Origin of the sequence: Streptomyces sp. NPDC001914, assembly GCF_042891215.1 — a bacterium.
Lineage (GTDB): Bacteria > Actinomycetota > Actinomycetes > Streptomycetales > Streptomycetaceae > Streptomyces.
On record NZ_JBIASW010000005.1, the window covers coordinates 395,556 to 410,801 of the forward strand.

13 protein-coding genes are annotated in these 15,246 nt (G+C 72.5%); 6 read left to right on the forward strand and 7 right to left on the reverse strand.

Features of this window, described 5'->3' with window-relative positions; translation table 11 throughout:
• Positions 1-110: 110 nt before the first annotated feature.
• The gene (locus ACFYYF_RS17325) at positions 111-1,724 is read right to left on the reverse strand and encodes an ABC transporter permease (RefSeq protein ID WP_388776387.1); all 1,614 of its coding nucleotides are present in this window, start codon (positions 1,722-1,724) and stop codon (positions 111-113) included.
• Positions 1,721-2,713 (reverse strand): ATP-binding cassette domain-containing protein, encoded by a 993-nt coding sequence (locus ACFYYF_RS17330; RefSeq protein WP_388776390.1) that lies wholly within the window; start codon positions 2,711-2,713, stop codon positions 1,721-1,723. The genes ACFYYF_RS17325 and ACFYYF_RS17330 overlap by 4 nt, the downstream gene beginning before the upstream one ends.
• Positions 2,714-2,815: 102 nt before the next feature.
• Between ACFYYF_RS17330 and ACFYYF_RS17335 the strand changes: the two genes are divergently transcribed.
• A complete protein-coding gene (locus ACFYYF_RS17335; protein ID WP_388776393.1) occupies positions 2,816-3,316 on the forward strand; it encodes a GbsR/MarR family transcriptional regulator in 501 nt (166 codons plus the stop codon).
• Between the two features lie 395 nt (positions 3,317-3,711).
• On the opposite strand, the gene ACFYYF_RS17340 is transcribed toward ACFYYF_RS17335, so the two are convergent.
• A complete protein-coding gene (locus ACFYYF_RS17340) occupies positions 3,712-4,569 on the reverse strand; it encodes a diacylglycerol kinase family protein (RefSeq protein ID WP_388776395.1) in 858 nt (285 codons plus the stop codon).
• Between the two features lie 196 nt (positions 4,570-4,765).
• Here ACFYYF_RS17340 and ACFYYF_RS17345 point away from each other — a divergent pair, with 196 nt between their 5' ends.
• Positions 4,766-6,049 (forward strand): adenylosuccinate synthase, encoded by a 1,284-nt coding sequence (locus ACFYYF_RS17345; RefSeq protein WP_382783795.1) that lies wholly within the window; start codon positions 4,766-4,768, stop codon positions 6,047-6,049.
• Between the two features lie 261 nt (positions 6,050-6,310).
• Positions 6,311-6,601 carry a DUF3303 family protein gene (locus tag ACFYYF_RS17350; protein ID WP_361685414.1) on the forward strand — a complete coding sequence of 97 codons (291 nt, stop codon included), beginning with the start codon at positions 6,311-6,313 and terminating at the stop codon, positions 6,599-6,601.
• Positions 6,602-6,740: 139 nt separating this feature from the next.
• Here ACFYYF_RS17350 and ACFYYF_RS17355 read toward each other — a convergent pair whose 3' ends face one another.
• From ACFYYF_RS17355 to ACFYYF_RS17365, 3 genes are all read right to left on the reverse strand, one after another.
• On the reverse strand, positions 6,741-7,391 hold the full coding sequence (locus tag ACFYYF_RS17355) for a hypothetical protein (protein WP_361685416.1): 651 nt from the start codon (positions 7,389-7,391) through the stop codon (positions 6,741-6,743).
• Between the two features lie 206 nt (positions 7,392-7,597).
• Complete coding sequence (locus tag ACFYYF_RS17360) at positions 7,598-8,293, reverse strand: GntR family transcriptional regulator (RefSeq protein WP_365479306.1); 696 nt, start codon at positions 8,291-8,293, stop codon at positions 7,598-7,600.
• A 202-nt stretch (positions 8,294-8,495) separates the two neighbouring features.
• Positions 8,496-9,851: an aspartate aminotransferase family protein gene (locus ACFYYF_RS17365; RefSeq protein ID WP_388776401.1), complete on the reverse strand. Its 1,356-nt coding sequence runs from the start codon at positions 9,849-9,851 to the stop codon at positions 8,496-8,498.
• A 362-nt stretch (positions 9,852-10,213) separates the two neighbouring features.
• On the opposite strand from ACFYYF_RS17365, the gene ACFYYF_RS17370 reads away from it, so the two are divergent.
• Positions 10,214-12,265 carry a protein kinase gene (locus tag ACFYYF_RS17370; RefSeq protein ID WP_388776404.1) on the forward strand — a complete coding sequence of 684 codons (2,052 nt, stop codon included), beginning with the start codon at positions 10,214-10,216 and terminating at the stop codon, positions 12,263-12,265.
• 130 nt (positions 12,266-12,395) lie between these two features.
• A complete protein-coding gene (locus ACFYYF_RS17375; protein ID WP_388776407.1) occupies positions 12,396-13,790 on the forward strand; it encodes a substrate-binding domain-containing protein in 1,395 nt (464 codons plus the stop codon).
• 15 nt (positions 13,791-13,805) lie between these two features.
• Here ACFYYF_RS17375 and ACFYYF_RS17380 read toward each other — a convergent pair whose 3' ends face one another.
• On the reverse strand, positions 13,806-14,549 hold the full coding sequence (locus tag ACFYYF_RS17380) for an SLATT domain-containing protein (RefSeq protein WP_361685426.1): 744 nt from the start codon (positions 14,547-14,549) through the stop codon (positions 13,806-13,808).
• Positions 14,550-14,875: 326 nt separating this feature from the next.
• Here ACFYYF_RS17380 and ACFYYF_RS17385 point away from each other — a divergent pair, with 326 nt between their 5' ends.
• Entirely contained in the window at positions 14,876-15,220 is a 345-nt protein-coding gene (locus ACFYYF_RS17385; RefSeq protein ID WP_361685577.1) for a YbaB/EbfC family nucleoid-associated protein, read from the forward strand.
• Positions 15,221-15,246 lie beyond the last annotated feature (26 nt).

Consider the following 15,246-nt stretch of genomic DNA (forward strand, 5'->3'; position numbering starts at 1 on the left):
GCCCGGCGGCGGGCGGGCGTACGCCGCTCAGGCCCGGCGGCGGACGGTCATACACCGCTTCGGCCCGGCGGCGTGACCGCCCGACTCGGCGGGTCGCGTCGCCGGGTTTCTCAGGTCGAGAGGTCCCGGCGGCGCAGGCAGGCGAGGCCCGCCGCCGTCAGGGCCGCCGCGATCGCGGTGAGGACGAGGACGGGTGTCCAGGTCATGGTGCCGCCCGGAAGCTTCGGCAGGTGGCCGAAGGGGGAGAGGTCCATGACGGCCTGCGGGATCTTCAGGGCGGGGCCGATCCAGCCGAGCACGAGGGCGAGGCCCGCCGCGGCCCAAGCGCCCGGGGCGACCCGGGGCGAGAGGCCGTACAGCAGGACGGCGAGGCCGCCCAGGGTCCAGATCGCCGGGACCTGGACGAGACAGGCGCCGAGGATGGCGCCGGATTCGGCGCCGTAGCCGAGGGCGAGACCGAGTCCGCCGAGCAGCATGATCAGGACCGTGCCGCCGAAGGCGAGGACGAGGTGTCCGCCGGCCCAGCGGAGCCGGCCGACGGCGGCGGCGAGCAGGGGTTCGGCGCGCTGGGAGGTCTCCTCGCCGTGCAGCCGCAGCACGGAGGCGACGATGTAGAGGGCGGCGACCATGCCCAGCATGTTCACCATGGCGGCGAGGAACGCGTCGGTGATCCCGGCCTGTCCGCCCATCCGCTCGATGATCTCGCGGGTCTTGGCGTTCTCGCCGACCAGGTCGGCGGCCCCCTTCGTGATGCCGCCGAACGCGGCGCCCGCCGCGAGGAAGCCGAGGCTCCAGCCGAGCACCGCGCCGCGCTGCAGCCGCCAGGCCAGCGCCCCGGCGGTGCCGAGACGGCCGGCCGTGGGACCGGGCCGGGTGGGCAGGAAGCTCATGCCCACGTCGCGCCGTCCGGCGAGCGCGTAGGCGGCGGCGCCCTGGGCGGCGACGGCCGCGGCGAACAGGAGCAGGACCCACCAGCGTTCGTCCGCGAAGGCGCGGACGTTCTCCAGCCAGCCGACGGGTGAGAGCCAGGTCAGCACCGACGAGCCGTCGTCGGTCGCGGAGTCACCGGCCGCCCTGAGGACGAAGGCGGCGCCGATCAGCCCGCCCGTCAGCCCCTTGGCGAGCCGCCCGCTCTCCGTGAGCTGGGCGACGATCGCGGCCATGGTCGCGAAGACCATCCCGGTCGCGCCGATCGCGAGCCCCAGCGCCAGGGCCCCGGCGGCGCCCTGCCCGGCGAGGCCGGCCGTGACGAGGAGGGCGAGGACGCCGTTGGCGACGAGCGCCGCGAGCAGGGCGGCGGTCAGCGGGGCCCGCCGTCCGACCATCGCGGCGGAGAGAAGTTCCTGGCGCCCGCTCTCCTCCTCGTCCCGGGTGTGCCGTACGACGACGACCAGGCTCATGACGGCGGCGAGGATTCCGGCGTAGACGCCGATGCGCCAGGCGGTGAGTCCGCCGAGCGAGTCGCCGAACACCGGTCCGTAGGTGGCGCGCAGGGAGTTGTTGGCGAGCATCTGCCGGGCCAGGGCGGCCCGTTCGGCGGGGGTGCTGTAGACGCTCTCCAGCGACGCCGGCAGGGACAGCACCATCAGCGCGGTCACGCCGATCCACAGCGGCATCATCACGCGGTCGCGGCGCAGCGCGAAGCGCAGCAGGGTGCCGGTGCCGGCCAGGGGGCGGGAGCCGCCGACGCGTGTGGCGTAGGTGCCCGCGGTCGTGGCGGTCATCGGGCCACCGCGCTCTCGGGTCCGTCCGTGTGGACGTCGTCCTGGTAGTGCCGCAGGAACAGCTCCTCCAGGGTCGGCGGGGTCGAGGTCAGGGACCGTACGCCGGAGTCGGTCAGCGAGCGCAGGACGGCGTTCAGCCGGTCGCTGTCGACCTGGAACCGGACCCGGCATGCGGCCCCGTCGTGCCGGATTCCGGTGTCCTGGACGTCGAGTTCGTGGACGCCGGGCAGTTCCGCCAGTCCGTTCGGCGGGCCGGTGAGTTCGGCGGTGACGCTGGTGCGGGTGAGGTGGCGCAGGTCGGCGAGGGAGCCGCTCTCGACGGTCCGGCCCGCGCGGATGATGCTGACGCGGTCGCAGAGTTCCTCAACCTCGCTCAGGATGTGCGAGGACAGCAGGATCGTGCGGCCCCGGTCGCGTTCCTCCCGGACGCACTTCTGGAAGACCTCCTCCATCAGCGGGTCGAGGCCCGAGGTGGGCTCGTCCAGGATGAGCACGTCGACGTCCGAGGCGAAGGCGGCGACGAGGGCGACCTTCTGACGGTTGCCCTTCGAGTAGGTGCGGCCCTTCTTGGTGGGGTCCAGTTCGAAGCGCTCGATCAGGTCGGCGCGCCGGGCCGGGTCGAGGCCGCCGGTCCGCCCGCCGCTCCGTCCGCCGCGCCGGGAACGGCCTCCGTCGTGCAGCCGCCCGTAGAGGTCGATGACCTCGCCGCCGGAGAGGTTGCGCCACAGGGTGACGTCGCCGGGGACGTAGGCGACCCGGCGGTGCAGTTCGACCGCGTCCGCCCAGGGGTCCATGTCCAGCATGCGGGCCGTGCCCGAGTCGGCGCGCAGCAGGCCGAGCAGGACCCGGATGGTGGTGGACTTCCCGGAGCCGTTGGGGCCGAGGAAACCGTGCACTTCACCGGCCTCGACCTCCAGGTCCAGTCCGTCCAGTGCGTGCGTCTTCCCGAACGACTTGTGCAGTCCGGCGACGCTGATTGCCTTCGTCATGGCCCGAACGTACGCTTCTTTCAGAAATTTGTGAAGTTAAGGAAACGTATAAATCCTGGATACACTCGACCGCGATGCGTGAGCAGGGGAGATGATCGGGAGATGGCGGAACCGAGGACGGCGGAGCGGGACCCGGAGGCGGTCTCGCAGTTCGTCGAGGGCTTCGCGGCGCAGCTCGTCGAGGCCGGGATGCAGCGGATGCCCGCCCGCGTCTTCGCCGCGCTGCTGGCCTCAGACGCGGGCGCCATGACCTCCGCCGAACTCGGCGAACAGCTCCGGGTCAGCCCTGCCGCCGTCTCCGGCGCGGTGCGCTATCTCGCGCAGCAGCACATGGTCTCGCGCGAGCGCGAACCCGGCTCGCGGCGCGAGCGCTACCGCGTGCACAGCAACCAGTGGTACGAGGCGCTGACCAACCGTGACGCGGTGCTCAAGCGCTGGGAACTGGCCCTGCGTGCCGGTGTCGACTCCCTCGGCTCCACGACCCCCGCCGGGCGGCGGCTCTCCGAGACGCTCGCGTTCTTCGAGTTCATCGACGGTGAGATCGCCGCGATGATGGAACGCTGGCGCGCCCACCGCGAGACCCTGTTCGGCGACGCGGGCTGACACCGGACCCGACCCCGCCCCGCCCGGCCGTTTCCGGGCGCCGGTGAACCCGGGCCGTTTCCGCGCGCCGGCCCCCCGGCCCGTGACCGGCGTCGGACACGCCGGACCGTGACTGGGGCGGCCCCTCCCCGAACCGTGACCGACGCAGGACAACCCCGGCCACGACGGGCACAGGAGCAGCTGGGCCACGACGGGCACAGGAGCAGTTGGGCCGTGTTCGGCCGGAGTGCCGATCGCTCCCGTCGGAGCGGACCGGCGTTCCCTTCCGTCACCGGGGCCACCGACCCCTGCCCCCCCGGGCCACCGACCTCTGCCCCCGGGGCTACCGACCCGTGCGGCTCCGGGCCACCAACCCCTGCCTCCGGGGCCCACGCCCCGAAAGGCTGCGCGTCCTCTCAGGGCGTCGTCGGCAGGGTCAGCCCCCAGGCCGACTCCCGGACCGTCCAGGTCCGGGTCCGGACCGGGCCGCTCACCACCGAGTCCGCGCCGTAGCGGAAGTCGGCGCCCGAGACGGTGACCTTGTGGCCCAGCAGGCGCAGGGGCGAGGACCCGGCCCCCACGGTCGCCGCGCGGACCTCGATCTCGGCGCCGGTCCCGGAACCTCCCGGTGTCACGGACACGGCCTCCACGGGCTGGTCCAGGTCCACCACGCACACCCCGTCGACCTCGATCCGCAGCCGGGAGGGCCCCGTCGCGGGCGCGGAGGCCGGCCGGGACGGCCGGGAGGCGAGGGTCCGTACGAGGGACTGGCAGGTGCGCAGCCACGGATGTCCCCCGGTCTCCTCCCCGGGCGCTCCCGCGGGCACCGGGGCCGGGGACCGGGCGGGCAGCGAGGGGATGCGCAGCGCGCCTAGCACCACGCCGTCGCTGTCGTCCACGAGCAGGTCGAGCCGCCGTTCGGCCCCTTCGAGGACCGCCCGCGCCGCCGCGACCGCCCCCATCGGCACCCCGAGCGAACCGGACAGCGACAGCGCGCCGCCCACGGGCACGAAGGACAGCGCGCACGCGGCGAGTTCACGCCGCCGGTGCAGCAGGGACACCGCGCGCAGCAGGGCACCGTCGTCACCGATGACGACGGGTCGGCGCGCACCCCGGCGGATCAGCGCCCGGGCAAATTCCTCGGGCCCTTCCGGGAGGCACACCTTCGTCGCCGCACCCGCGCTGAGCACGTCTTTCGCGATCCGGACGGACTCGCCGTCCGTCCGCCGGGCGACCGGGTCGATGACCACCAGGAGCTGGTCGGAAGCCGCCACCTCGGTCCTGCCTCGCTTCCTCGGGTAGCATCTTTCTGCAAGAGCCCCTTGCGCCTTTGCGCCAGGGGCTTCGTCTATTCCGGGGCATCCGGTCCGACGGTCGCGGCCAATGGTGGTCGCCGGTGTGCGCAGCCGTAGCCACGGCCGCGTACGTCCCCGACCTTGGACATGCCCCGCCCGGAAGGGGTGTACGCCTGTGCCCGCACTTGTGCTGCTCGGTGCTCAGTGGGGTGACGAAGGCAAGGGAAAGGCCACCGATCTGCTCGGTGGATCCGTGGACTACGTGGTGCGCTACCAGGGCGGCAACAACGCCGGCCACACGGTAGTCGTGGGCGACCAGAAATACGCCCTCCACCTCCTCCCTTCCGGAATCCTCACGCCGGAGTGCACTCCGGTGATCGGCAACGGAGTCGTCGTCGACCCGTCCGTCCTGTTCTCCGAGCTGAACGGACTGAACGAGCGCGGCGTCGACACCTCCAAGCTGCTGATCAGCGGAAACGCTCACATCATCACGCCTTACAACGTCACTGTCGACAAGGTGACGGAACGCTTCCTCGGAAAGCGGAAGATCGGCACCACCGGACGCGGCATCGGTCCGACCTACGCGGACAAGATCAACCGCGTGGGCATCCGCATCCAGGACCTCTACGACGAGTCGATCCTCACCCAGAAGGTCGAGGCGGCCCTCGAGGTCAAGAACCAGCTGCTCACCAAGCTCTACAACCGCCGCGCCATCGAGGCGAGCCAGGTCGTCGAGGAGCTGCTGAGCTACGCGGACCGGCTCAAGCCGTACGTCGCGGACACCGTCCTGATCCTCAACCAGGCGCTGGAGCAGGACAAGGTCGTGCTCTTCGAGGGCGGCCAGGGCACGCTGCTGGACATCGACCACGGCACGTATCCGTTCGTGACCTCGTCGAACCCGACCGCGGGCGGCGCCTGCACGGGCGCCGGCGTCGGCCCGACCAAGATCAGCCGGGTCATCGGCATCCTCAAGGCGTACACGACCCGGGTCGGCTCGGGTCCGTTCCCGACCGAGCTCTTCGACGCGGACGGCGAGGCGCTGCGGCGCATCGGCGGCGAGCGCGGTGTCACGACCGGCCGTGACCGGCGCTGCGGCTGGTTCGACGCGGTCATCGCCCGCTACGCGACCCGCGTGAACGGTCTGACCGACTTCTTCCTCACCAAGCTGGACGTCCTGACCGGCTGGGAGGAGATCCCGGTCTGCGTGGCGTACGAGATCGACGGCAAGCGCGTCGAGGAACTCCCGTACTCCCAGACCGACTTCCACCACGCGAAGCCGATCTACGAGACCCTGCCCGGCTGGTCGGAGGACATCACCAAGGCGAAGACCTTCGGTGACCTCCCGAAGAACGCGCAGGCCTACGTGAAGGCGCTGGAGGAGATGTCGGGCGCCCCGATCTCCGCCATCGGCGTCGGACCGGGCCGCACCGAGACGATCGAGGTCAACTCGTTCATCTAGCGGAGCGGTCGTCCCGCGCTCAGCGGGAGCGCCTTGTCCACGCGTGCGCCCCCGGCCGACGGCCGGGGGCGCACGCGTATCCGCAGGCCTCGGAAGAAGACCGGTCCCGGCCTCGCGGCGCCGGGCGCGGCGGCCCGGACCTCACTGGAGAGAGTGACGTCCGGGCCGCCGCGGTGAGGGCGCCGACGGCGCAGGGAACAGTCTCGAAGCGCACGTTCCGGGGGCTTCTGCGTGCGTCGACCGACGGACAAGGAGAGTGCGATGCGCGTCATGCTCAAGGCGACGATGGACACGGACAGGACCAACGAGCTCATCCGCAGCGGAGAGCTGCCGAAGCTGATGCAGAAGACGATGGACCGGCTGAAGCCCGAATCGGCCTACTTCACGGCCCACGAGGGCAGCCGCACCTGTTACATGGTCTTCGACATGCAGGACAGCAGCCAGATGCCGGTGATCGCCGAGCCCTTCTTCATGACGCTCGGTGCCCGGGTGGAGTTCACTCCCGTCATGAACGCCGAGGACCTCCACAAGGGCCTGTCCCAGCTCGACTGACGGCCGGGCGAATGCCGTCCTTCCGGTGGTGCGGGACCGGGCGCCGGGCCGGGTGCGGGGCCAGGGCCGCGCCGGACGGGCCCCGCACGTGGCGGGGCCCCGCGCCCTACAGGGCCCCGCACCGGGACGGCGGAAGGGCCTAGCTGAAGACGATCATCGAGCCCTGGGCGAGGCTCCGGGTCGCCGCCGCGTGGAGCCCCAGCCACACGTGCCGCTCACGGGCGAAGGGGCTGGAGTCGTAGGGGGCCGGAGCGGCGGGCTCCTCCAGCTCCGTCGGGGCGGTCGGGGGCTGCGGCGGCGCCGGCGGGTTCGCCGGGTCGATGCCGATCGAGGGTGCCACGAACTCGAGTTCGCGCAGGAGAACCTGGGACGAGCCCAGCGGACCGCCGCCCGCGAGGAGTTCGTCGTTGGCCAGCGGGTGCGGGAAGTCCACCGGGACGTAGGCGCCCGCGTGGTCGTAGTGCCAGACCAGATGGGACTGCTGGGCGTTCGTCTCGAACATCTCCAGCAACTGCTCGTAGTCGCCGCCGAGTTCGTCGACCGGCGCCACCGCGAGGCCGCACATCTGGAGCAGGTAGGCGCGGCGCAGGAAGTGCAGCGCGTCGTAGTCGAAGCCGGCGACCGGGGCCACGTCACCCGACAGGCCCGGCATGTACGCGTACACCGGGACCGGCGGAAGCCCGGCCTCGGCGAGCACCTTGTCGTAGAGCGCCAGTTCCTCGGCGAAGGGGTTGTCGGGGGTGTGGCACAGCACGTCGACGAGCGGGACCAACCACAGGTCACAGGCCAACAGACGGCTCCTCTTGCTCCTTGGGGTGCAGGGTGGTCAGGGCAGCGTAGTGCGCGTGGCGGTCCTGTGAAGAGGCCGGTGCGCAACTGGGCCGCCGGGCGGCCGGGGTTGTCCCTTTCCGGGGGCCGCGCCCCCATCCTCCCGATCACCCGCACAGGACGCCGCCAAACACGGGAACGGGACGATCCGGTCCCCGGGGCCGCGTCTCAGGGGGCGTCGAGGCGTTCGATGAGGGTGAGCGCGTGCTCGTTGTACGCCGTCACGATGGCCCGCGCACCGTCGGCGTCGCGGCGCGCGAGGGCGTCCACCAACTCGGTGTGGCCGGACCACAGGTGGCCCTTGAGATCGGAGACGTGGCGCAGGTGCTGGACCGTGCAGACCCATGACTGGACCCGCATCCGGTGCAGGAAGTCGGCGAGGTAGGCGTTGCCGAACAGGTTGCTGAGTTCGCGCCAGTAACGGAGGTCGTAGCCGATGAGGATGTTCAGGTCTCCGGCCGCGGCCGCGCGCTGGGCCTCCTCGCCGCGGCGCCGGACGGCCGCGAGGGCGGCGAGCGCGCGGGGGTCGTCCGCCTGCGGCATGCCGCTCGCCACGAGGCTCTGGAACATGCCCTCCGTGATCAGGCTGCGCGCCTCGATCATGCCGCGGTAGTCGGCGCCTGAGTACTCGTGGACGCGGAAGCCGCGGTGCTGGTCCGCGTCCAGCAGCCCCTGGGCCGACAGGTCGACCAGGGCCTCGCGGACCGGGGTGGCGGACACGCCGTACTGCTCGGCGATCTCCTTCACCGTGAACTCCTGGCCGGGCCGGAGGCGCCCGCCGAGCACCTCGTCACGGAGCGCGTCCGCGATCTGCTGCCGCAGGGTGCTGCGTGTTACGGCGCCACTGCCGCCGGTGCCGGCCATGGTGGTGGTCTCACTCCCCGTCGCGTGGGTCGGTGCGCGTGTCTACTCGCGTATCTCTTCGAGCAGGACACCATACGCCGTGGGGGCCGGCCGCCCGACTCCCCGCCACCCCGAAGGGGCGCGGGAAACCGCCACGACCGACCCCCACCGGGACCGGGAACCCTGAGCACCCCGTGCGGGAACCCCCGGGGACCTCAGGGCCTCACACCGTGTGCTCGTCAGCCACCGACAGCGCCTCGTCCAGGGCCGCCAGGCCCTCCTTGGCCTCGGCCTCGGTGATGTTGCAGGGCGGCACGACGTGCGTGCGGTTCATGTTGATGAAGGGCCACAGACCGCGGGCCTTGGCCGCCGCGCCGAACGCGGCCATCGGCGCGTTCGCCTCGCCCGAGGCGTTGTACGGGACCAGCGGCTCCCGCGTCTCCCGGTCCTTCACCAGCTCCAGCGCCCAGAAGACGCCCGTGCCGCGCACCTCGCCGACGCTCGGGTGCCGCTCGGCCAGCGCGCGCAGCCCCGGTCCGAGGACGGTCTCGCCGATCGTGGCCGCCTGGCCGACGATCCCCTCCTCCTCCATGACGTTGATCGTCGCCACCGCGGCGGCACAGGCCAGCGGGTGCCCGGAGTAGGTGAGCCCGCCCGGGTACGGCCGCCGCGCGAAGGTCTCGGCGATGGCGGAGGAGATCGCCACGCCGCCCAGCGGCACGTAGCCGGAGTTCACGCCCTTGGCGAAGGTCATCAGGTCCGGCGTCACCTCGTAGTGGTCCGCCGCGAACCACTTGCCGGTGCGGCCGAACCCGGCCATGACCTCGTCCAGGACGAAGACGATCCCGTACCGGTCGCAGATCTCGCGCACTCCGGCGAGGTAGCCGGCCGGCGGCGTCATGATGCCCGCGGTGCCCGGGATCGTCTCCAGGATCACGGCGGCTATGGTGCCGGGCCCCTCGAAGGCGATCGTGTCCTCCAGGTGCTGGAGCGCGCGCTCGCACTCCTGCTTCTCACTGTCGGAGTGGAAGGGGCTGCGGTACAGGTACGGCGCCCAGAAGTGGACGACACCGGCCGCGCCGATGTCGTTCGGCCAGCGCCGCGGGTCACCGGTGAGGTTGATCGCCGTGGAGGTGGCGCCGTGGTACGAGCGGTAGGCGGAGAGCACCTTCGGGCGGCCGGTGTGCAGCCGGGCCATCCGCGTGGCGTTCTCGACGGCCTCCGCGCCGCCGTTGGTGAAGAAGATCTTGTCCAGGTCGCCCGGGGTCCGCTCGGCGATCAGCCGGGCCGCCTCGGAACGCGCCTCGACGGCGAAGGCGGGCGCGAAGGTGGACAGGGTCGCGGCCTGTTCCTGGATCGCGGCGACGACCTTCGGGTGCTGGTAGCCGATGTTGGTGAAGACGAGCCCACTGGTGAAGTCCAGATACCGCTTGCCTTCGTAGTCCCAGAAGTACGACCCCTCCGCGCCGGCGACGGCGAGCGGGTCGATGAGCTCCTGCGCGGACCAGGAGTGGAACACGTGCGCGCGGTCCGCGGCCTTCACGGCGGCGCCGGCCTGGGGGTTGGGCTGAGGGGTCATGCGGCGAAGCGTAAATGTCCACGGACCGGGCGCGATATCGGCGTCCTGTCTGTGGTCGGGGGCTTTCCGCGACAGACTGTCGGGCTTGGCCGGGAGGTGCGCCGCACCGTCACGGAGTCCGGGCGCGGTCGCGGCCGTGGGTGCGCGGGACCGCGGCGGATCCCGCAGCGGCCCCCCGGGCACGGACGCCCGGGGCCCGCTCGGGGGCCGGTGCTCGGCGGGGGGCGTCAAGGACAACGGCGGGCCCTGTTACCCAAACGGCACCAGTCGTGACGGAACCGTAGACACCGCCCCGCCCGGCTTCCCGTACGGCGCACTATCCTCGGTCTGTTGCACACATATGGGGGAGGGTGGGCACTGCCATGGAGAAGCTGGGGGCGGGGGATCCGCAGCAGATCGGGGCGTACCGGCTGCTGGCGCGACTCGGCGCCGGAGGGATGGGCCACGTCTATCTCGCGCGGTCCGACCGGGGACGTACGGTCGCCGTCAAACTCGTCCGGCCGGAACTCGCCGAGCAGGAGGAGTTCCGGGCCCGCTTCCGCCAGGAGGTGCAGGCCGCCCGCCGGGTCGGCGGGCTCTGGACCGCGCCCGTGCTGGACGCGGACACCGAGGCCCCGATCCCGTGGGTCGCGACCGGCTACGTGGCGGGGCCCTCGCTCCAGGCCGTCGTCGGACGCGATCACGGAGCCCTGCCCGAGCGGTCGGTGCGCATCCTCGCGGCGGGCCTCGCGCACGCGCTCCAGGACATCCACACTGCGGGCCTGATCCACCGCGACCTCAAGCCCTCGAACGTCCTCGTCACCATCGACGGCCCCCGCGTCATCGACTTCGGCATCGCCCGCGCCCTGGAGACGGTGACGGACGGCGGCCTGACCCACACCGGGGCGCTCGTCGGCTCGCCCGGGTTCATGGCACCCGAGCAGGTGCGCGGCGACCGCGTCACGCCCGCGTGCGACATCTTCTGCCTCGGCTCGGTCCTGTCGTACGCGGCCACCGGCACCCTTCCCTTCGGCGCGGCCAACAGCGGTGTGCACGCCATGATGTTCCGCATCGCGCAGGAGGAGGCCGACCTGACAGGGGTGCCCGAGGGCCTCGCCGACCTCGTACGGGACTGTCTGCGCAAGGATCCCGCCGCCCGGCCCGGTCTCGACGAGATCCTGGAGCGCACGGGCGCCGAGGACACCGTCGCGGAGGGCCGCACCCTCGACCCCTGGCTGCCCGGTTCGCTGGTGGCCCAGCTCGGGCGGCACGCCGTACGGCTGCTGGACACGGAGAACCCGGACCAGGGACCGCCGCAGCTCCCGGCCGGCGCTCCGGCGCCCGGTGCCCTTCCCGCTCTGCCGCCCGCGCCCGTCGCCGCCCCCGATCTCTCCAAGCCGCCCGCCGGTGCGCCCTCCGCCTCGGCTTCCGCCTCCTCCTCGACGCCCTCGGCCTCCTCCTCGGCGCCCGCCGCGTCCTCCGAGGCGTCCCCGGAGCACGCGCCCGCGCCCGCCGAGGGGGGTGCCACTCCGCCCCCTCCGGGGCAGCCCGGCCCCGTGAACCATCTGCCGACCGTGATCGGGGGCGCCGGCGCGACGCCTCCCCCGGCGGCGCCGGCCGGCCCGCACCCCGCCTACGGCTATCCGCAGCAGCACCCGGGTCCCTCCGGCCAGGGCCCGGCCCACCCCGCGTACGGCTACCCGCAGGCCGGGTGGGGTGCGGCCCAGCCGCCGTACGGTTCGACGCCTCCCTACGGACCGGGTACGGCCGCCCAGCCGTACGGTCCCGGCGGCGCGACCCCGCCGTACGGCGCGACCCCTCCGTACGGTCCCGGTGTCGCCCCGCTCGGTCCGGAGCCCGCGCGGCGGACCGGCCGGTCCACGGCCCTCCTCGTGGTCGTGGCCCTGGTCGTCGCGCTCGGCGCGGGCGGCAGCGTGTACGCGATGCTGAACGGGCGAGGGGGCGGCGGCCAGGACGACCCCAAGGCGTCCGGCTCCGCCTCCGGAGCGCCGACGACACCGGGCCAGAGCGCCTCGCAGGTTCCGGCCAGCGGCACCCCGGAGTCGCCGGGCGCCCGGACGACGCAGGCGGGCACCGTTCCGGAGGCGTTCATCGGCACCTGGGACGGCGTCATCGACAACAGCACCGGCCATCACACGCGCCGGATGACGATCCGGCAGGGCGACGTCGGCGACACGGTGCTGACGATCACCGCGGACGGCTCGGCCGGCTACCACTGCGTCTTCGAGGCCGACCTGACGCAGGCCCCGGGCCCCGGCGGACCGCTGGAGATCGGCCCCTCCCGGGTCACCGTCGGCGCATCGCCGTCCTGCAACCCGGGCGCCGCCACCGAGGTCACCCTCCTGACGGACGGCCGGCTGAACCGGGTGAACATCAGCACGAACGAGTCGCTGGCCTACACGAAGAGCGGCTGAGCCCCTCCGCGGGTACTCCCCGTCGAAGTTCACTTCCCGTATACGGGCTGTTTCCGGCCGGAGCCGTACGGTGACCGCACCGCACCGCACCGCACCGCACCGCAGGGCAGGGCTCGGGGGAGTGGCTCACGTGGAGTGGCTGAGCGCAGAGAACGTGGTGGCCGTCGGGACCGCCGTGATCGGTGTCGTCTCCTCCGCCGTGATGGTCTGGTACGAGCGGAGGGTGCCGCGCCGCAAGCGGGTCGGCTACCGCGTCCAGATGGACAACCCCATCGGCGACGGCGTCCGCTCGGGGCGCGCGAACGTGCGGCTCGGCCTGTTCGACGAGACACCCGGCATGTCCGACGCCACCCTGGTGCTGCTGCGCATCGAGAACGACGGCTCGCGGAGCATCGGCGCGGAGGACTACACGAGCCGCGAACGGCACGGCCTGACCGCGGTGTTCACCGACCGCACCATCCGCGGTGTGTCGGTGACCCAGCCGCCCGGCACCGACCACCTGATGGACCACTTCACCCCGGCCGCGGGTATCGGCTATGAGAACGGCACGCTGCGCATCCCGCGGGTCCCGTTGTTCAGCCGGGCCGCGCGGCTGATCACCGTCCTGCTGACGGTGTGCGTCGTCACGCTCGCCGCGATCGTCGTGCTGCGCGAGGACACCCCGCCCCCGATCGGCTGCGAGCGGGGCACGCTGGCCGTCACGGGCTCGACCGCCTTCGAACCGGTGGCGCGCGAACTGGCCGAGAAGTACGAGCACGACTGCCGGGGCGCGACGATCACGGTGGACGCGCACGGCAGCACGGCCGGTGTGCGCGAACTCGACGCGGCGGGGCGGGCGTCGGCGAAGGGGTCCCCGGCCCTGGTCGCGCTCTCCGACGGACCCAAGCCGGGAGACCTCCCGCACCTGCGGGAGAACAGGATCGCGGTGTCGGTGTTCACGCTGGTCGTCAACGACGCCGTCCCGGTCAGGAACCTATCGCTGACCGACGTACGGCGGCTGTACCGCGGCGAGATCACGAACTGGAAGCAGCTCGGCGGACCCGACAGACCCGTCCTCCTGGTCAGCCGGGACGCCAACTCCGGTACCCGGCAGGTGTTCCAGCGCCGGGTGCTCGGGCGCGGCGAGATCGCCAACTCCTCGCTCGACTGTGTCCACAAGGACGATACGACGACACCGGTCGTGCGGTGCGAACTCGACTCCACCGAGCAGGTGCTCGACACGGTCGCCAGGCTGCCCGGCGCGATCGGCTACAGCGAACTCAACGGCGCCACCGGCCACGAGGGCCTGCACCGCGTCAGCCTCGACGGTCACGCCGCCTCCGTCGAGGACCTGGAGCACGGCACCTCGGACTACCCGTACCGCGAGATCGAGTACGCCTACACCTACGGACAGCCGCCGGCCGACTCCCTCGCCTCCAGCTTCCTCTCCTACATCGGCCGGGGCAGCGGCCAGGACGTCGTCCGCACCCACGGCCATCTCCCCTGCGGGACGCCGGTCGGGCTGAGGATCTGCGGAGCCGGGTGAGGCGGTGGCGTCCGGCTACCGGGGCTCGGGCGGGCGCTGGCGGGGCATGTTCGGGCGGGTGCCCGGCGGCAGCGGGGTACGGCCGTTCAGCGGAGGGCCGTCGGGGCGGGGCGCTCCCACCGCCGAGGACTGGATGCCCAGCGGCGCCGGTCCCGTACGGAACTCCACCATCCAGTCCGCCGTCTCGGTGCGCACCAGCTCCGTGACGTCCTCGGAGAACCTGCGCAGCACCCCGATGCACCGGTCGGCCGCCTCGCTGGCCGTTCCGTCGGCGGGCCCGAGGACCTCCCGGACGCTCTCGGAGGCCCAGTCGAACTGCAGCGCCTGGAGCCGCCGCTGCACGGCCTGCGCCGTGGCCACGTCCCTTATCCATCCGGAGGTCACACCGAAGAACCGGTCGACGCCGACGCAGGAGACCGCGAGCAGCAGCGCCAGATAACCCCACGGGGCCGCACCCCGCACCGATCCGGTGAGGTCGAGCAGCGGCAGCGCGGCCCCGGCGACGGCGCCCAGCGTGGCCCCGGACCGCAGCACACGCGCCGCCCACCGCTTCCACACGCGGTCGGAGAGATACCAGGCGGCCGTGTCGAGCGCTCCCTGCTCCACCCAGCGGTAGAGCTCGTGGAGCCGCTCGGCGGGCTCCCCCCAGTCGCCGAGCGGAAACGGCCGACCGGTCAGGTCGCCCGGCCGCAGACCCGCCGCGCCCTCGCTCCGCCCGTCCTGGAGCGGCCCCTCCGGCTGCATCTCCGGCTGACTCACCCGGCACTCCCTAGTTGACGACGCTGACGACGCTGATGACGGACGACGGTGGCGTCGGTGACGGCGGTGACGGCACCGGCGGTGCGTGCAGTGCGTGACGTCCTGTGACGCGTGGTGCAAATACGCAGCCCCCTTCCTACCGCCCAATGGGTGGCGATGGACCGGGTTTACCGGCTTTTCCGCCCGGAAGTGGGCCTTGATCAGGTATAGGCGCCGCTGTGATGTCACTCGAAAGAGTGCTTGGGCGACGGGCCCTTGGACCACGTAGGCTCGTGCTGGACAGGAAGAAGCGCTCGGACAGCCGTACTCGAAACCAGGAGCTGATCGTGATTCCCGGTGGTGGCCAGCCCAACATGCAGCAGTTGCTGCAGCAGGCCCAGAAGATGCAGCAGGACCTGGCGAACGCGCAGGAGGAACTGGCGCGGACGGAGGTCGGGGGCCAGGCGGGCGGCGGCCTGGTCAAGGCGACCGTGACGGGCTCCGGAGAGCTCCGCGCCCTGGTGATCGACCCGAAGGCGGTCGACCCCGAGGACACCGAGACACTCGCCGACCTGATCGTCGCGGCCGTCCACGCGGCGAACGAGAACGCGCAGGCGCTCCAGCAGCAGACGCTCGGCCCGCTCACCCAGGGGCTCGGCGGCGGCAGCGGCATCCCCGGTCTGCCTTTCTAAGACCGGCGGCATCCAACTACCGTACG

Excerpts from the sequence above, each read along its gene's own strand:
- ACFYYF_RS17325 (WP_388776387.1), bottom strand. The coding sequence starts at position 1,724 with ATGACCGCCACGACCGCGGGCACCTACGCCACACGCGTCGGCGGCTCC.
- ACFYYF_RS17330 (WP_388776390.1), bottom strand. The coding sequence starts at position 2,713 with ATGACGAAGGCAATCAGCGTCGCCGGACTGCACAAGTCGTTCGGGAAG.
- ACFYYF_RS17335 (WP_388776393.1), top strand. The coding sequence starts at position 2,816 with ATGGCGGAACCGAGGACGGCGGAGCGGGACCCGGAGGCGGTCTCGCAG.
- ACFYYF_RS17350 (WP_361685414.1), top strand. The coding sequence starts at position 6,311 with ATGCGCGTCATGCTCAAGGCGACGATGGACACGGACAGGACCAACGAG.
- ACFYYF_RS17360 (WP_365479306.1), bottom strand. The coding sequence starts at position 8,293 with ATGGCCGGCACCGGCGGCAGTGGCGCCGTAACACGCAGCACCCTGCGG.
- ACFYYF_RS17365 (WP_388776401.1), bottom strand. The coding sequence starts at position 9,851 with ATGACCCCTCAGCCCAACCCCCAGGCCGGCGCCGCCGTGAAGGCCGCG.
- ACFYYF_RS17370 (WP_388776404.1), top strand. The coding sequence starts at position 10,214 with ATGGAGAAGCTGGGGGCGGGGGATCCGCAGCAGATCGGGGCGTACCGG.